We start from the raw sequence: 17,683 nt of genomic DNA on the forward strand, positions 1-17,683 counted from the left end.
TATGACAAAATCAGAGTCCGGCACCCGTTACTTTCAGCGCCGTTACCGTACAGACATTGCGAACATCGGCGACCCGATCACCCACCTTTAGCCGGCCCTCAAAAAATTTTCACACACGCCATTCTGCGGCCCTGCGCCCCGCCAGCCATTTCCCGTAATGCTGATTTCGCCAGGGAATGTGGCTGTATTAACGGATTTGAATCCCCCCGCGCCAAGTTATAAAGCCTCCCTTTATCTCAATCGCACCCACGCCCTCGGCGTGGGTGCCGAGTGCTGTTTCAAGGAGTGCTGCATGAACCCCTCGACCCTGATCGGTATGCTCGCCAGCCTTTTACTGCTGGCGGTTCTACTGGTGGTCTGCGCGCAACAACCCGGATTGTTCATTGATATGCCGAGCCTGGGCATTGTGGTCGTCGGCACGTTTGCCGCGACCTTCATCAGCTATCCGCTGGGCGAAGTGCTGCGCATCTTCAGCCTGATCAAGACCGTCATTTGCAACGAGCGCGAGTACACCCAGGAGGACATCGATGAACTGGTCAGCCTGTCGCGTCTGTGGGTTGACGGCGACTTGCGAGCGGTTGAGGAGGCACTGGATCAAGTCAAAAATCCCTTCCTGCGCTCCGGTGTGCAATTGGTGATCGACAAGACACCCGAAGACGACATCCTTGAGCTGCTGCAATGGCGAATTTCCCGGCTGCGCGCCAAAGAACACGCCGAAGCACAGCTGTTTCGGGTCATGGCCAGCTATGCCCCGGCCTTCGGCATGCTGGGTACGCTGGTGGGGTTGGTGAACCTCATGTTCGTACTCGGCGATGGCGACATGGTGACCATTGGCAGGCAAATGGCCGTAGGCCTCATGACCACCCTTTACGGGGTGCTGTTCGCCAACCTGGTGTTCAAACCCGTCGCGGTCAAACTGGAGCGCCGTACTGAACAGCGGGTGGTGTTGATGAACATGATCCTGCAAGGCATTTCCATGATGTCCAACAAACGCAGCCCGGGCCTGATGCGTGAAACGCTGAAATCCTTCGTCGCCGAGCATCAGAACGAATTGCGTGACGAACCCGTTCGCCCAAGCCGTAAACTGATACCCCTCAAGTGGAACTCGCGAGCATGAGGCCTTCCCACCGCGCCGCCTCAGTGGACGTTCTGGCCGACCATCAGCACTGGCTGGCCCGTCAGCGAGCCCTCGAAGTCGAGCTCATGCAGGCGCGCCAGAATCATCGCGGTCTGAAACGCAAAACCGCAACGGCGGCCGCGGTTGCCGGCATCCCCCCAGTGGACGACGCCGGGGGCGAGGCTTGGATGATGACCTATCTGGACATGATGACGCTGTTGCTAGTGGTCACCATGGCAATGCTGGCCATGGCTGGCAAGGGCCATGACCACACCCGCAAGACCGACCTCAACCTGAACCCGATCTTCAGTGGCAAAAACCTGACCCAACTGGATCCCCCAGGAGCTTTATTGCTCGTGCCGCAGGCCAAAACACCGATCGAACCGGAACCGACACCGGAGACGATCACCTCAACTGAAATGGCATCACTGGAAGCCGCCACATCAGTCGCCGCAACGACTGAGGCTCCAGCGCCCGAACCCGCCATTGCAGAACAACCCACACCCCCCGCTCCCGCTAAACCAAGTGTTGATGAGCTGCTCAAAGAACTGCCGCTGGACAAACTGGGCAGTGATATTGAAGTCGTCACCAGCGAAAGCACCATCAGCTTCCGGATCAGCAGTGAAATCCTCTTCCCCTCCGGCCAATCCGACCTCAACCTGGGCGGCCTGAGAGTCCTGCAACACCTGATACCGGTACTCGACAGCGTCCCGCACAAAGTCATTGTCGCTGGCCACACCGATACACAGGACATTCGCAGCTCACGTTTCCCCTCCAACTGGGAGCTCTCCGGCGCCCGCGCCGGCAGCGTCGTGCGTTACCTTCAAAGCAACGGTATCAAGAGTGATCGCCTCACAGCCGTCGGCTACGCAGACACCCGTCCCCTGGGCGACAACACAACAGCCAAAGGGCGCGCCATCAACCGCCGGGTGGAATTGATTCTGGAACGCTGAAACTTGAGTTAACCGCGGGTAAAAAGGTACGCGTCCGAAATTGAAACCTTCACGATCGGCAGAGGTTTGCAGACGCAGACTTCACGCAGCAACGCGTAAAAAAAAGCGTTTTCACCAGTCAATGATCAGACCGTTTTGGATGTCCGACTTTTTCAACGGAGCCGGCCACAAACGGACGGTCACTACTTTTCCGAACCGATACCGAAGAGCCAATCCTCTAAACGCGCTTGTAAAGAGCGTGCCATGCGTGCCGGTTCGTATGTATCAATCGCCGTATTGACGGGACTGAATCAGGTGTTTGAGGTGTGTCAGGGTTTATACTGACTACACCCTTTTTAATCAGATCCACCCTTGATCATCGAACAGCCCACCAGGCAGAACACGTGAAACATTCGAAACTTATGGCCACGCTGCTCTGCCTGTTGCTTGGCACTCGCGTCTGGGCTGAGCCGTATCGGATCGTTACTGAAGAGTGGGCGCCATACAATTACCTTGAGAACCATCAGCTCACCGGCATGGCCACGGAGATCGTTCGGGGAATAATGGCGCTGACCGGAGATGACTTTGAGGTGGTGCTGCTGCCCAGTATGCGAAGCACCCACGCATTAAATGCCCGGCCCAGGACCATCATGTATTCCCTGTTCCGCACGGCGGAGCGCGAGCCGTTATACAAGTGGGTCGGACCGATCGTGGAAGAGTCCATTCACCCCTATCAGTTAGCCAATGCGCAACACCCGGTCAATACCTTGGATCAGCTTTTGCTCGCCCCAAAAATCACGACGAGACATGCCGGCCTGATACCCGAGACTCTGCAGTCGCGGGGCTTCAACAGCCTCGAAAAAAGTGCAACCGAGAGCCTGCAGCTCTATCTCATGCTGTTGGCCGGGCGCACGGACATCATCATAGGCGACACCGCTGCGGGGGTGGCTTACTACAGCCGCCAGTTGAACATCGCCCCTGGCACACTGCGGCAGGTTCCCATCGAGCTCTATCGCTCATCGCTGTACATCGCCTTCAGCCGCGACTGTGAAGACGAAAAGGTGGCGTCCTGGGCCAACGCCCTGGAGCAGATGCGCCGCTCGGGCGAGCTAAAGCGCATCCAGGATCGATACAATCCCCCCATCGGGCAATGAAAGCGCGGAACCCGCGCAAGCCCGCAGAACGATTTAGCCAGTCTGATGCATCATTTGCGGGACGTTGCTCAACCGAAGCCGCATGTCCTCCCATACGGCTTCACGCTCCCGGCGCCAAACCTGAATCCACTTCATGCCCCCGAGGCACGCGTCCATATCAAGCGCGCAGTACGGGCTTCGCTGGTCCCCTCCTCAAGACGCGCCGTAAGCGCCAGAGTATCGCCATCGAGTTCAGCGATACGCTGCTGGCTGCCACCGACCCAATTGGGAAAGATGCTGTAGCGCACCTTGTGGGTGATCGTGTTGCCTGCAACGTCGAAGTCACCCGCGTAAGTCAGGTAGCTGCTGTAGGCAGCCGCCTTCTCGGCGTCCTCGGCCGACCACTGTCCGCCCGTCAGGAATGGCTCGCGGCCTTTCTTGGCCACCACGCAAAACATGCCGAAGTCGCTGTACTCGATAAAGCCTTCCAGCTCGGTCCCCATTGGGCACACCACCCGGCCATCGTCGTACAACTGCTCCCAGGATTGGATGGACCAGCGGCCCTTAATAGTGTCTCGGTTCATGGTCATGCTCCTGCATTGGCCGGTTGATCGACCAGAAAATCGACCAGTAGGCGGTTGAAGGCCTGGGCCTTTTCGATTTGAACCCAGTGCCCGCATTCGCCGAACACGTGCATCTGGGAATGGGGAATAAGGCGCAACATGCGCTCGGACAACTCCAGCGGAATGACCTTGTCGTCGCGGCCGTGAATCAGCAGCGTCGGGTGTGGCAAGGCGCGTAAATCCTCTTCGGCCAGAGCAAGCATTTCCACGCCTTGCTGGCGCGGGGCGGGGAACAGCTGGGCGAAGCGGCTTTGCACGTCGTCGCGAATGCTCGCCTGATAGCGCATGCTGACCAGGTCGTCGTTGATCAGGCTGTGGTCGTAGGCAAACACCTCCATCAGCCCGCGCATCGCCTGCAACGACGGCTGATAACCCCAGACCTTGTCCAGCCCGTCGGTGATCGGGAACGACAGGCCGGCAGCGCCCATCAGCACCAGGCGCTTGACGCGCTGCGGAAACGCCTTGGCCAGTGCCAGGGCGATGGCGCCGCCGAAGGAGTTGCCGACAATGGATACCTGTTTGATGTCCAGCGCATCGAGCAAGCCGATCAGTGACTGCACCCAAATGGCAGGCTCCAGTTTCCACTGCGACGGACAACGGGTGTAACCGAAGCCGAGCATATCGGGAGCGATGACCCGCGCCCGCTGCGACAGGGTTGGAATCACCCCGCGCCAGTTAGCCCAACCGGTCACGCCCGGTCCGGAGCCGTGGATCAACAGGATGACGTCTCCCTCGCCCTGATCGTGATAGTTGAGGGTGCATTCGCCAATTTGAATGCGGTTGGCAATTTCCGGCGAGGCGGCTTGAGCGTGTTCAGTCATTGTTTGGCCTTAGCGGTTTGCGCAGTGGTCACGACCGGGGCACGTACGCCCTGATCGGCCAGACGCTTGAGGATTTGTCGCGCTTCTGCGCGCTTGTCGTCCGGCAGCCATGTGCGGTCATGGCCCCACAGACTCATGCCTTGCAGCTCCTCGACTTCCCAGTCCGGGCCGACGGTACGGCTGGCCCAACCCAGCTCGAACATCCAGCCATCCGGGTTCTTCAAGTAGAAGGAGGTGACGTGGTCATTGATATGGCGCCCCAGCGTGACCCCGATGCATTCGGGGTTGACCAGAGCCATGTCGTAGGCGCGCCCAACGTCGTCAAAATCGTTGTACTCGAGCATCAAGTGGTAGATCTTCGCCGGGCCGCCGGTGTGTGCCAGACCGAGGGTGTGATGGCGCGGATTGCAGTGCAGGAACTCGACGCGAAAGGGTGCCTGGGTGTGGTCGCTCACCCTGAAACCCAATACGTTACGGTACAGGTGACTGAGCTCATCGAAGTGCTCGGTAATCAATGCAACATGCCCCAAGCCCATGTCGCCGGTACGGAAACCACCAAGGGGACGCCCCGGTACAAACGGAGTCGCGGCATCGGCGAGACCGTAGGCAACTTCCAGGCGCAGGCCGTCCGGATCGGTGAAGTGCAGCATGCCCGCCACACCCCGCAGGCGCAGCTCTTCAGCGGTACCAGCAGTGGTCGGGTAACCGGCATCCTCAAGGGCCTGCCGGGTGTTCTCCAGCGCGGCGGCATCGGGCACGCCGAACCCCATGCCCATGGTCGCCTCCCCCTCGCAGGCGCTGACCAGCAAGCGCTGGACCTTCTCATCTGCGCGCAAGCGTATACAGACACCGGGTTCGACCACATCGACATGCAAGCCAATGTGGTGCCGGGCCTGCTCCATCCAGGCGTCGAGGTGCGGGGTTTGCACCACCACGTAGCTCAAAGCATTGATCATTTATTGTTCTCCTTTGACCGTTGCTGATCAGAACGATTCATTCGGCCGACATGCCGCCATCGACCGAAAGCGTCGCGCCCGTTACATAAGAAGATTGTTCCGACAGCAGCCAAAGCACCGCCGTGGTGACTTCCTCGGGACGGCCAATGCGGTGCATGGGAACGCCTTCGTCATACAGGTGTTCGTCGCCACCGGTGACACGGTCGAAACTGGGCGTTTTGATCGGGCCGGGGCAGATCGCATTGACGCGGATGCCGCGAGTCGCATAATCCAGCGCTGCGGCGCGGGTAGCCCCGACAACGCCGTGCTTGGCGGCAACGTAACAGGCGGTCCTGGGCATGGCCTTGAGGCCGAAGATCGAGGCGTTGTTGACGATGACGCCGCCATTGCCCTGGAGCATCGCGGCGGCCTCATATTTCATCATGTACAGCACGCCCTTGAGGTTGATGTCGATGACCTCGGACAGGTCTTCCATCGGGGTCTCATGCACGTCATTGAAGTCACGCTGCAGACCCGCATTATTGAATGCGCCATCGAGGCGGCCGTAGGTGTTCATGGCCAGCGCTACCAAGGCCTGGCAATCCGCCGCGCACGACACATCCGTGGCACGGAACAACGCCTGACCACCTTCAGCGAGGATTTCCTCGACCACCGCCTGACCAGACTGCGCGGTGCGATTGCCAATCACCACGCGAGCGCCTTCACGGGCCAGCGCCAGGCAAACATCGCGACCTATCCCACTGCCGCCCCCGGTCACGATGACCACTTTTTCACGCCACAGACTGCCCTGACTCATGACGCCTCCTCACAGACCATACGGTTCAAGCCCGTGGCACTCGGCCAAACAGGCCTTCCAGCAGTTGACCGATCGCCAGCAGGCGGCGGTCGCAACCGGGTGGACCATCCAACTCCATGCCCACAGGCAAACCGCTTCGGCTACCCAGCCCGACCGGCAACTGAATGCACGGCAAGCCCGCGCTGGCGGCCGGTTCGGTGTTCTGGATCAGGCGCCCGAAGACACTTGGCTGGTTGACCTCGTCGTTGGCCACTGGCGCCACGATTGCCGTTGTGGGAAACAGCAGCGCATCGAGTTGGTGCCGTTCGAACAGCGTCAGGTAACGCTCGAGCAGCGCCTGACGGCCACCGTTCTGCGCAGCCTGATAAGCCGGTACAACATCCACCAACCGATCGCCGACCGGCATTTTGCGTGGCATGACCCAATGCTCATAAATCCAACGCACATCGGGGCTGTGAATTTTCTCGGCGAGCTGCTCGATGGTCTGGGCATGACCGTAGTCGCGCAGATAGTCGACCATGCAGTCGTAGGCCTCATGGATCACCACGGGGAAACCGACCGGCTCGTTCAGTGCATGCAGGCCGGCCTCTTCGATGGGCACCAGGGTCACGCCGTGGCTGCTCAGCGTTTCTGCTGCGGCCACCGCTTGCTCATAGGTGTCCTGATCGAGGTTTTCCCAAAACTCGCTCGGTACGCCCAGGCGCAACGCTCCCAGCACCACCGACGGCATGGCGTACTCGCCCGTGATCAATCCATCGAGCAGCGCTACGTCGGCCATGCACAGCGCCATCGGCCCGACCGTGTCGCGGCTGCGGGCAATCGGGATAACGCCTCGGTCGCAGTAGCGCCCTGCGCTTGGGCGCAACGAAGCGCAGCCATTGAGCGCTGGCGGAATGCGCATCGAGCCACCGGTGTCGGTGCCCAAGGCCGCCAGGGCCATACGTGCGCCTAATGCTGCGGCGCTGCCAGAGGACGAACCACCCGCGATACGAGTGCAGTCGTACGGGTTGCGTACGCCCACCTCGGCACCCGTGTTGTAAGCACCGTTATAGCCAGTGGCACCGAAAGCCAGCTCATGCATGTTGGTCTTGCCAAGAATGATCGCCCCGGCTTCACGCAGTTTTTTCACGCAGGGTGAATCTTCACTCGGCACAAAGCCTGCGAAAGCCGGCGAGCCGGCGGTGCACGGCAGCCCTGCAACATGGATGTTGTCCTTGATCACAATCGGGATGCCACTGAGTGGCTTGAGCGGCTCGCCCGCCTGGCGTGCAGCATCGGCGGCCTGGGCGGCCTGCAAGGCTCCCGGCGTGTCGAGGGTCACATAAACATTGAGCGATTTGCCTTCCTCGGAACGCTTCAGGCACGCCTGGACCAACTCGACGCTACTCAGCACACCGTTGCGAAAAGCCTCAGACGCCTCGGCGATGGTCAGATCGGCCAAAACGTGAACGCTTGCAGATTCAAACACTTTCATGTCAGCACTCCTTGGTACAGGCTTCAGCGACTGAAGGCTGCGTCCTTGTTCTGTTCCGGGCTCGGGTAGGCGATCTTGCTGTGGCACAGCCCCAGATCGAGCAGTACTTCGCACATCTTGTAAGCAATCAGCCCAGGGTTGAGCACTGGCACCGGCAGATGCCGGGCGAGATAGGCGTGTGACTGGTGCATGGTGGTCGAGCCGAGCACAATCACATCGGCTCCGTCTTGCTCAATGGCAAGCCTTCCCGCTTCCAGCAGTTTGGCGAAGACCACCTCTTCCTTGCCTTCCAGCAACGCCTCGGTGTCGGGGCGCACATCGATCGAGCGGATCGAGGCCAGACGCGATTCCAGGCCGTACTCCTTGAGGGTCTTGCGATACAGCGGGTACCAACGCGGCCACATGGTCAGGATGCTGAACTTCTGTCCGAGCATGCAGGCGGTATGGAACGCGGCGATACCGGGTGCGAGAACCGGGATCGACAAGCGCGAACGCAGCGCCGACAGGCCCGAGTCACTGACGGTATTGACGCACACCGCGTCGTAGCCTTCTTCCTCAGCCTTGATCCCGGCTTCGATCACCGCCAGCTCCATCAGCGCCATGTCGTAATAGCTGTCGGCCAGGGTCATCACCTGGCCCGCGCCCACGAAGCTCACGTCGATGTCGGGCCGCATCAGCGAAGCGGGCAACTGCGACTCCACCAGCGGACGTGTGGCCTCACTCATCGGAACCGGGAAAATCATCTTGATGCGCTTTTTCATCATTAACTTCTCGTACTCACAGGCCCAGTTCGTGGCGGGGGCGCGTCAGGGTGTCGATCAACGCATAGAGAATCTTCTCGGCGCAGGGCATCAGATCAGGGACATAGGTCGCACCCATGCCGCCCAGACCTTCGGCCACCGGCAACGGTGCGCCGGTCGCGGGCCACGGCCAACCGATACGCGCGGTCGGCACGCCATAACGGCGCAGCGCCGCACCATCCGTTTGCCCCGCGAGCATGTCGGGCATGCCATGCGGGCGTTGCTCGATGAACTCCCAACCCCGCTTGCACGACTGGATGATCCAGTTCTGCGGATCAGTGGTCCCGCCCGGTACCGAGCCGTACATTTCCCAGCCCAGATCCAACGCAGGAAAGCGCACCCTCAGGTCGTCGACGAATGCAGCGAACTGCGCCCTCACATCACCGGGGCTGACGCGTGGATTAATACGCACGTCGAAAAAGATTTCAGTGACCGCGCTCGGGAACGCCGGGCGTTCGACGTCGCCTCCACGCACACCGCTGATCCAGCCGTGTGGCTCGATGACACCGCTGGTGTTGCGTTGGGTGTACGCCAGAATCCACTGCTGCAACTCCTGGATAACCGTGGCTGAAGGCACCACGGAGCTGCGGAATCCCGGCGTGTCATGCGGCACGCCGGCATAGCCCAGGGTGCCGTAGACCTTGAGCTTGAACCAGGCCATGCCCGGTTCCTCGTGGTAGACCCAGTTCCATGGCTTCATGATGATGGCGAAGTCCGGGTACATGCCGCGGTTGAGCAGATGGATCACCCCATTGGACATACCCGCGTGACGCGCACTGATGTCTACCGGCATACCGCCGTCGGCCATACCCAGCAGCAAGTCACCGCGCAGCGGCACCTGCGCTTCAATCAGTGCGGTGGCCACCTCGGTCAAGGTCGCAACCATCGCCTTGGGGTTCGATGAGCCCAGACCGAACACCCAGTCATCGACCCTCTGCGCGAAGGGTTGCAGGTCGGCTTCCTGACCTTCGCCGGTGAGCATTTCCTCACCCGGCGTACGGTCCAGGTGGGTGTCGATGGGCGCATACAACAACACCGTTGCACCCCCGCCACTGCCACGGTGCTCACCGACCACGTTGCCCGTGATGTCGTTCATCGGGTAGTAGCGCGACTTCATGCCGATGCCTTGCAAGTGGCGACTCATGAACTCGCTGGCCTGGCGGGTCGCACCCGTCGGGCTGTGGATATTGCTGATATCAAACAAAAGCTGCTTGAGACGCTGGGGGTTGAGTCTGGCGCGTGCCTGCTCGTACCACTGATCCTGCTGCGCCGAAAATGGAAGTGAAGTCGTAGGTTTCATGCGCGCTTCCTCAGTTACTGGCGACGAACTGTTCGGCAAAAATATTGTGCGACTTCATGCCCAGCTCGATCAGGCGCTGGGTGGCGGCGTCGATCATGGGTTGTGGACCGCACAGGTAGGCCACGGTGTCGGGATGGCTGACGTCGCCTTCGCGCAGTGCACTGACCGGACTGCCCTGATGCAGGCCTTCGGTGGCTTCGCGGTCGACACAGATGCGCGCCTCGAGGGACGGCAACCATTGCTGACGCAACTCGATGTCCTCAAGCGAGAACAGCGCTTCGGGTACCGCGCAGCCGAAGGTCAGGAGCATCGGTGGCTTGCGCCCGCCGCCCTGACGCAGGGCGTCGATCATCGACAGGATCGGTGCCAGGCCCGTGCCACCCGCGACAAAAATATGCGGCGCACGTTTGTGCTCATCACGCAGGAAGAACGCACCGTAAGGGCCGCTCAGGCTCAAGACCTGATCAGACTCGACCATGGACTCCAAATACTCGGACATCGCTCCACCCGGTATCAGACGGATCAGGAACTCCATCTTCGGCAAGTTCTGCTGGGTACTCGAAGGCGAGTAGCTGCGCAGGACACCCAGGCCCGGCACAACAATTTGCATGAACTGGCCCGGGCGGAACTCCATCCAGTCGCCTTCGGCCAATTCCAGAGTCACGCGCATCACATTGCTGGCGATGCGTTCGACCGAGTCGATAAAAGCGTGTACTTCATGTGCCGCACTGGAGCCGACTTCACTGCCGTAACCGAGATCGAAGGTGCAATCGGATTCGGCCTGGCAGACGCACAGCAGGCGCTGGCCGGCAGCGAACTCGCTGGCCAGCAAGGTCGAGCTGGCACCTGGCCGGGTTAGCGCCTCGCCCTCTGTCAGGGTGCTGATGCAGCTTGAGCAACTGCCGGAGCGGCACTGGAAGAGCACCGGCATTTGCGCTTCGATGGCGGCATCGAGAATATTGCTGTTCGGTGCGACGCTGAAGCTGCGGGTGACGCCATCGGCAAAGTTCAGGGTGACTTGATGCACTGGTTCATTCATAAACAGGATTCCACCGGAGTACGGGAATTGCGTGGTTCTGGCGAAGCCGTGCTGGAGCGTGGTGGCAACAAACCACCAGCGCTCCGGAGGGGGCTGGTCATGCTTTCGATATTAGGAAGTAGCAGCCGCTGACTGCGCTCCGTTGAGCTACGCGGTTATCCCAAAAGCGCAGCTTCTTGCAAAAAAAGGCAACCATGGCTGGCTGCCGTGAAAACGGCTGAGTACCGTCATCCCCTGGGCAGTGAGTCCAACCCGGCGTACCGCCCACGATGGAACAACAGCGGGCGGGCATCCTCCGCCCCCAGCTCCATTCGCAGCACCCGCCCGACCAGGATCTGGTGATCGCCGCCTTCATAACGGTGCTCGATACGGCACTCGAAACGCGCCGGACAGCCATTGAGCAGCGGCACACCACCAACGCCTTCGCCGAAGTCCAGGCCACTGAACTTGGCTTCTGATGCCCGACCGAAACGGTTCGACCAAGCCTCCTGCTCGTCACCCAGCACATGGATGGCGAAGTGTTCGGCCTGCGAGAACACCGGATAACTCAAAGCGTTGCGGCCGATACTCCAGAGCACCAGCGGAGGATCCAGCGAGACCGTGTTGAAACTGCTGGCCGTCACACCGATGGGCTCCCCCCCGACATCCCGAGTCGTCACGACAGTGACGCCGGTGGCGAAGTGGCCGAGGGCCTGACGTAAAGCTGTGCTATCAATCATTCAAACACCCCCTTTAGAACGTCAGGCCGTAGCTGAGCGAGAACCAGTGTTGGCCCATGTAAGGCGAGCTCACGGCATCCGGCCCCTGGCCATTGCCTTCAACCTTGTCCATGAACGATCGCGCATAGGCGAACGACACTTCGTTGCCGCTACCCAAGCGGTAAGTGGCACCCAGCGTGGCGTGGCGATGGTTGGCGGCGGGCGCCAGCGTGCCGAGGTAGCCGTCGCGGCTATCGAGCAGTTGGTTGGCGTCGTTGTAGCCCAAGCGCAGGGTCAGATCACGCGTGGCGTCGTACGCCACACCCACGCGGTACACCGTCTGGTCGCGCCAGCCGAAACCTGGACCATCGCTATCACCCGGAGCCCCGGTGGCACGGCTTACGCCGGGATTGCCATAGGCCTTCACGTCGCTCCAGAGAATTTTTTGCACGTCGGCAGCCCACGTCCAGTCACCGCGTTTGTAGCTCAGCCCAACGCCATAGGTGGAGGGCATATCGAGGTCTCCCCCCTCGGCCAGCAGCTTGTCAAAGTGCTTCATTTTCGACATGTAGCCACGCGTCGCATAGCTCGCACCGAGGCTCAGCTCGTCGGTAAGGTGCCCCAGATAGCCCACGCGCAAACCGCCACCGTAGGACTCGTCGCGCCCTTCCGGCAGGCCGATGCTACTGGTGCCGTCGATATCAAGCTGCTGCCGGATCAACATCAGGCCCAAACCCAGGCTGTGTCGCTCGGTAATCTTGCGCGCATAGCTAAGGGTCGCAACCATCTGCTGGAGTGTTGAGCCGGGACTCTTCAGGCCGCCCACGTTGCTTTCACGGCTATAGTCCGTGCCGACACCATTACCCACCACCGAAAGGCCGACACTGCTGACCTCATCGAGCATGTGGTTCACACCCAGCTGGGGAATGATGTACAGATCATTGTCTGCGCTACCGCTGTTTTTTTTGCCCGCGAACTCCACGCCGTTGTCGACCTTCAGAAAGGCGGCCCCCACATCCAATCGATCACCGACCCATGCCATGCCGGCCGGGTTCGATGCGCCAGCCAGTGCGTCCTGAGGCAGGGCCAGCACCACACCGCCCATGCCCTCGGATTTGACCCCATAACCATGAGGGAACGTGCCCTGGGTGGCCTGAGCAACGTGATAGGGGACACCCGCTAAAAACAGCGTCGTGGCGATGCCGGAGAAACGCCGTTTGCCAGAGATGAAAGCCCCCATCTCAGACGCCCTCCGCCACTGGAAAACTGTCGATGAAGCGCTCGGCTTCCTGCAGATCGTAGTACCAGGGCCGAAGGCTCTTTGGGTCGTCGAATGCGTTTGCCACGGTCGAGGCGATTTGCGGATTTTGCGCACAGGCGGCGAACACCCGCAGGACGGATTCCGGCGCAGGTAACAGATGGGTGTTGGTGAAGCGCGCTACCCACTGGGCATAGTCCCAGTACTTTTCGAAGGTTGCCTGCTTCCAGTTGTCGTCAAAGTTCAGGTCGCCGTGTTCGAGAATCGCCTTCATGTACACATTGGCGCACTTGCTGGCGTTGTTTGAACCCTGCCCGGTGATGGGGTCGTTGAGCACCAGCACATCGGCCATACCCAGTACGGTGCGTCCAGAGGGCAGTACACCGATCGGCTTGCGTACAGTGGGTGTCAGGCGGCCTGCCAGCGTGCCGAGCTCGTCGGTCAGGCGCAGGTTTTCACAGCGCGGAGCCTCCCAGGGGAAAAATTCGCGGATCAATTCCACTGCCAATTCGAGGTGTTCGGCCGGGGTACTGACCTCGCTCCAGCGATCCATCGGGCCACCTTCGATGCATTCCAGATTGATGATATCGCCGGGGCCGGTATGGGTGATGCAGGGGAAATTGACGTACTCGCCAATGCCCGGATTGATGCTGATATTGAGGGCGCTGTAGTCGCTGCGGGGAAGCATCCCGTGCACGTAGGTCAATGAAATGGTGCGCTGCGGACGATCAAATACGCTGCGTTCGGCGTCGCGCTCGAACAACTTGCCGATCTCGCCTTTGCCACTGGCGACGATGACCAGATCGCTGCTGTCGGCATAACGTTCCAGTTCGGCCAGGCCGGCTTCTTCGATCACCAGGTTGCCGCCCTGGCGTTGAAATTCCTCCATCCAGCGCGGCATCTTGATGCGCTGATCGACCGACTGACCAGGGGCCTTCATACGGGCCCGCCAGTCCACACCCAGACCTTCGCCGTTACCCGCGCGCAAGTGCACACCCACGGTGGGTGGGCAGATGTCGTCCCACAGCGCCAGGCCCAACTCACGCTCGAAACCCAGCGCCATGTCATACATTGATTGACTGGACAGCACCCTGCCCGCCGCGATTTGCTCACCGGTACGGTTGGAAACAAGGTTGACGGTGTAGCCCTGTTGCAGCAAACCAATGCCCAGTTGTAGACCTGCCTGCCCGGCACCGACGATTGTGATCGTTCTCATGAGGTTTCGCTCCGTTGTGGTTGTCCGGACGACGCTATGCAGTCCGTACAGCCAATGTGGAGCAGCGCAGGCATGGGCAATATGCGCATTGCGCAGAGCGTATGCATAAAGTGCGGAAATTAACGCAGAGGGTTCCTGCCCGACAGACTCCCCTACCCTCGCGAGCGAACCAGCGTTTCCCTGGGTGTCTCGGCGTAACGCCGACGGTACTCGGCGGCCAGTCGCCCGAGCTGGAAGAAACCCCAGCGCGTGGCGATTTCGGTGACGCTGTGCGGCTGCCCGGGGACGAGTAGATCCTGGCGCACGCGCTCCAGGCGAATGTCACGCAGATAGCGCATGGGGCTCAGACCGAGAAACTTTTCAAACCCGGCAAATAGCGTGCGTCCACTGACTGCACTGACAGCCGACAGGATCTCGATGGTGATGGGTTGTTCCGGATAAGCCTGCATGTAATCGACAGCGACTTTGACATAGCGAGGCAACAGGCGCGGCATGGCCTGCTCCTGCTCGCAACGCATACTGTGCGGCTGCCAGCTCAGGAGCGTCGTCATCAACGTCTGTTCGAACTGGGTACGGATCAGAGGCAGGTCAAACAACTGCGGCGAGCGTTGCATCTGGGCAAAGATATGTTGCGCACTGCTGCTCCAGGCAGCACAGGCCGGGTGATCCAGACTCATGGCGGGATAAAATTCCAAGGGCTTGTGCAGGCTGCGTCCGAACATGCTGGCCGCGTGTTGTTCCAGCGCTTCTCGATCGAAACGCACCACCAACTTGCGGCAGTCGCGACTCCAGTTCATTTCCAGGGCTTCGTGCGGCGCATGCACGGAGCCGTAGCGATGGTTGCTGTATAACTCACGGCCGCCAATACACTGCAGGTCGCTACCGGCCAGCGGCAACTGCACGAGGTAGAAATCCTCCAGGTTACCGGGAGTTACACTCACTTGGGCACCGTAGCTCATCTGGCTGAAACTCAGCCGTCCGGTGCGCAGGTGCGCGTGGCGGTAGTTGAGCCGTTCCCCCCCTTTGGCAAACAGTTGATGTTCGCAAAACATCGACGACACCCTATCGCGCACCTCGTCGAGATCATGCGAACTCAGCGCCTGCAGGTGCTGGTACTCGAGCAGCTCGGTCGAAGACGTCACATCGATACCCCTTCACTCATACCCGCTCCTCGCGAACGCCCATGGCGTAGCGCCGATCCGGAAAACTCAGTGAGTGGACAGAGGGAACGGGCTGGACCATCGACGCCCCCTCATTTCAAGCGCTGCGGCCGCAGACGATGCCAATCGCTGACCCGCTGCACCGCCATACCCGCGCGGCACAGCGTGGCTTCGCCCCCCTTGCGACCGATGAACTGCCCGCCAATCGGCAGACCGCCTTCGGTCAGGCCGATCGGCAGGCTGATACAGGGATGACCACTGACGTTAAAGGGTGCGGTGAACTGGATCAGGCGGCGATTGGCCTCGGGGTCCAAAGCCAGGCTGGACAGTTGCTCGTGAGTCGGCGCGGCATAGGGTTGAACCGGGGCGAGCAGCAGGTCCAGCTCATACAACAGCATCTCGAGCTGCCCGGTGAATCGCTGCGCTTCCAACAGAATTCGCTGATAATCCATGCCGCTCAGCCCGCGCCCGCCGTCGATCAGTCGCCCCAACGCAGGACCATACTGGCTGGCGTGCAGCGGGTAGGTATCGGCATGCGCCACAGCGGTCTGTACGCCGCAGTGTGCCTCCCAATTCTGGCTGACGGCGCGGGTGTCGGGCATCCGGATGCTCAGCAACTTACCGCCACCGGCATGGATCATCGCCATGATCTGCTGCAACGCCTGCTGGATCACCGGATCCACGCCATCGCTGAGCCAACGTTCGTCAATGCCTACGCGCAACCCGCGAAAGCTGTCGTCGATCCCGGGAACCTCCAGGCACACGCTGGGCAGGGAGGTGGGATCAAGCACGTCATGGCCGGCGATAGTCGACAGCAGGAACAGCGCATCGCGCGCACTACGGGTAATTGGCCCTACGTGGTCGAGGCTGGCGGCCAGTTCAAAAGCACCATGACGGCTGACTCGCCCCCAGGTCGGCTTCAACCCGGTCAGGCCGTTGGCGGCACAGGGGAAGCGAATCGAGCCGCCGGTATCGCTACCGATCGAGGCGTAACACAGTCCCGCCGCTGTGGCCACGCCGCAGCCGCTGGACGAAGCGCCGGTCCAATGCCCCGGGTGCCAAGGGTTGTTCGGCGCGGTGATGTCGGGGTGGTGGATTGCAAAAGCACCCTCGGTCATTTGCAGCTTGCCCAGCATGACCGCGCCGGCTTCACGTAAACGGGAGACGACGGTGGCATCCTGATCGGGGATACGCGAAGCGTGCAAGGGCATGCCTGCCGCGGTCACCACATTGGCCGTGTCAAACAAATCCTTGTACGCCACCGGAATGCCATGCAGCGGGCTGCGGCAGGTACCCTCAGCCAACTCTTGCTCGGCTTTTCGCGCTTGCTGCAAGGCCAGCTCCGGGGTCACCCGGGCGTAGCTGTGCAGACCTGGGTCCAATTCGGCGATGCGGGCCAGTTGCGCCTCGGTCACCTCGACAGGCGACAGCTTGCGGCTGCGGATCAGCAGCGACAGCTCATGCATCTCCAGGTAATGCAGATCGCTTGGCAGGTTCATTCATGTGCTCCGATAAAGCTCGAGGCCAGGCGGTTGAACTCATCCGGGCACTCGCTCTGCAAGTGGTGGGCAGCGTTGCCGAATACGTGCAGGCGGGCGTTGGGCAGGCGATTGAGCATCATCATCGGCACATCGACGCTACCGAACCAGTCGTGAAGCCCCCAGCACAGCAAGGTGGGAGCCTGAACCTGATCAAGCACTGGCAGCAGGCTTTCCCACTCGCCAAATGCACCAGGGGTTTGCAGCAGTTGGATAAAGCCGGCGTTATCACTGGCCTCGAAACGCAGGCGCAGGTTTTCGTCGTCCAACAGCTCATCGTTGTGTAACTCATAACGTCCCAGCAACACACGCATCTTGCCGATGCTCGGCCCATCATCCGCAAGGTAGTAGTCACTCATCAACGTCGCAGCGTGTTTGCTGAACAGCGGCAGCGGCTGCAGTACACCGCGATCGACGGGCTGCGCGCCGATACTGATCAACCGGCCAACGCGCTGCGGAGCGTCCACGGCCAGGCGCAAAGCCACCGCGCCACCGAGAGACTGGTTGATCAGATGCACACGCTCCAGGCCAAGAGCGTCCATGAAGCCCAACAATTTGCGTGCATGCCAACCCAACAGAGGGCCGTGAACCGGAACCATATCCGAGCGGCCGAACTGGGCAAAATCGAGGAAATAGCAACGGTGTTGAGCCGCGAACGTCTCGGCACTCAGACGAAAATTGCTCCAGGCTGTGCTGCCCGGACCACCACCATGGGTAAATATGATCGGCAATCGAGGGGTGTCTTGGCCGACGACCTGATAATGCAGACGAACGCCATCGACCGACACAAACTGACTGACTGGAGGGGTTAACTTGGACATA

17 protein-coding genes are annotated in these 17,683 nt (G+C 60.7%); 3 read left to right on the plus strand and 14 right to left on the minus strand.

All coding sequences use genetic code 11. The annotated features are described in order from the left end of the window. Positions 1 to 292 precede the first annotated feature (292 nt). The 3 genes from ACX3YF_RS03480 to ACX3YF_RS03490 all read left to right on the plus strand — a co-directional run bounded on the left by ACX3YF_RS03480 (position 293) and on the right by ACX3YF_RS03490 (position 3,203). On the plus strand, positions 293 to 1,117 hold the full coding sequence (locus ACX3YF_RS03480) for a motility protein A (RefSeq protein WP_130203847.1): 825 nt from the start codon (positions 293 to 295) through the stop codon (positions 1,115 to 1,117). Positions 1,118 to 1,140: 23 nt separating this feature from the next. After that, positions 1,141 to 2,070 carry an OmpA/MotB family protein gene (locus ACX3YF_RS03485; RefSeq protein WP_223272607.1) on the plus strand — a complete coding sequence of 310 codons (930 nt, stop codon included), beginning with the start codon at positions 1,141 to 1,143 and terminating at the stop codon, positions 2,068 to 2,070. A gap of 401 nt (positions 2,071 to 2,471) precedes the next feature. Continuing rightward, the gene (locus ACX3YF_RS03490; protein WP_458946371.1) at positions 2,472 to 3,203 is read left to right on the plus strand and encodes a substrate-binding periplasmic protein; all 732 of its coding nucleotides are present in this window, start codon (positions 2,472 to 2,474) and stop codon (positions 3,201 to 3,203) included. Positions 3,204 to 3,334: 131 nt separating this feature from the next. Here ACX3YF_RS03490 and ACX3YF_RS03495 read toward each other — a convergent pair whose 3' ends face one another. The 14 genes from ACX3YF_RS03495 to ACX3YF_RS03560 all read right to left on the minus strand — a co-directional run bounded on the left by ACX3YF_RS03495 (position 3,335) and on the right by ACX3YF_RS03560 (position 17,682). After that, entirely contained in the window at positions 3,335 to 3,766 is a 432-nt protein-coding gene (locus tag ACX3YF_RS03495) for a lipocalin-like domain-containing protein (protein WP_458946175.1), read from the minus strand. A 2-nt stretch (positions 3,767 to 3,768) separates the two neighbouring features. Then, a complete protein-coding gene (locus ACX3YF_RS03500) occupies positions 3,769 to 4,626 on the minus strand; it encodes an alpha/beta fold hydrolase (RefSeq protein WP_458946176.1) in 858 nt (285 codons plus the stop codon). Further along, positions 4,623 to 5,582, minus strand: coding sequence for a VOC family protein (locus ACX3YF_RS03505; protein WP_458946177.1), 960 nt, complete (start codon positions 5,580 to 5,582; stop codon positions 4,623 to 4,625). Before ACX3YF_RS03505 ends, ACX3YF_RS03500 begins: the two co-directional genes overlap by 4 nt. Positions 5,583 to 5,619: 37 nt before the next feature. Continuing rightward, a complete protein-coding gene (locus ACX3YF_RS03510; RefSeq protein ID WP_288101132.1) occupies positions 5,620 to 6,378 on the minus strand; it encodes an SDR family NAD(P)-dependent oxidoreductase in 759 nt (252 codons plus the stop codon). Between the two features lie 25 nt (positions 6,379 to 6,403). Further along, complete coding sequence (gene iaaH, locus ACX3YF_RS03515; protein ID WP_288101134.1) at positions 6,404 to 7,852, minus strand: indoleacetamide hydrolase; 1,449 nt, start codon at positions 7,850 to 7,852, stop codon at positions 6,404 to 6,406. A gap of 23 nt (positions 7,853 to 7,875) precedes the next feature. Continuing rightward, complete coding sequence (locus ACX3YF_RS03520; protein WP_458946179.1) at positions 7,876 to 8,613, minus strand: aspartate/glutamate racemase family protein; 738 nt, start codon at positions 8,611 to 8,613, stop codon at positions 7,876 to 7,878. A gap of 16 nt (positions 8,614 to 8,629) precedes the next feature. Next, positions 8,630 to 9,952 carry a zinc-binding metallopeptidase family protein gene (locus tag ACX3YF_RS03525; RefSeq protein ID WP_288101137.1) on the minus strand — a complete coding sequence of 441 codons (1,323 nt, stop codon included), beginning with the start codon at positions 9,950 to 9,952 and terminating at the stop codon, positions 8,630 to 8,632. 10 nt (positions 9,953 to 9,962) lie between these two features. Then, positions 9,963 to 10,991 (minus strand): FAD-binding oxidoreductase, encoded by a 1,029-nt coding sequence (locus ACX3YF_RS03530; RefSeq protein WP_288101138.1) that lies wholly within the window; start codon positions 10,989 to 10,991, stop codon positions 9,963 to 9,965. A 227-nt stretch (positions 10,992 to 11,218) separates the two neighbouring features. Further along, a complete protein-coding gene (locus ACX3YF_RS03535) occupies positions 11,219 to 11,710 on the minus strand; it encodes a flavin reductase family protein (RefSeq protein ID WP_288101139.1) in 492 nt (163 codons plus the stop codon). Between the two features lie 13 nt (positions 11,711 to 11,723). Continuing rightward, positions 11,724 to 12,929 (minus strand): OmpP1/FadL family transporter, encoded by a 1,206-nt coding sequence (locus ACX3YF_RS03540; protein WP_458946182.1) that lies wholly within the window; start codon positions 12,927 to 12,929, stop codon positions 11,724 to 11,726. 1 nt (position 12,930) lies between these two features. Then, a complete protein-coding gene (locus ACX3YF_RS03545) occupies positions 12,931 to 14,163 on the minus strand; it encodes a styrene monooxygenase/indole monooxygenase family protein (RefSeq protein ID WP_458973415.1) in 1,233 nt (410 codons plus the stop codon). A gap of 152 nt (positions 14,164 to 14,315) precedes the next feature. After that, positions 14,316 to 15,305, minus strand: coding sequence for an AraC family transcriptional regulator (locus ACX3YF_RS03550; RefSeq protein ID WP_458973416.1), 990 nt, complete (start codon positions 15,303 to 15,305; stop codon positions 14,316 to 14,318). Between the two features lie 110 nt (positions 15,306 to 15,415). Next, the gene (locus tag ACX3YF_RS03555; protein ID WP_458946185.1) at positions 15,416 to 16,822 is read right to left on the minus strand and encodes an amidase; all 1,407 of its coding nucleotides are present in this window, start codon (positions 16,820 to 16,822) and stop codon (positions 15,416 to 15,418) included. Next, positions 16,819 to 17,682, minus strand: a complete 864-nt coding sequence (locus ACX3YF_RS03560) for an alpha/beta fold hydrolase (protein WP_288101144.1) — start codon at positions 17,680 to 17,682, stop codon at positions 16,819 to 16,821. The genes ACX3YF_RS03555 and ACX3YF_RS03560 overlap by 4 nt, the downstream gene beginning before the upstream one ends. Between the last annotated feature and the right edge of the window lies 1 nt (position 17,683).

This window comes from Pseudomonas fluorescens group sp. PF-69 (assembly GCF_054481235.1).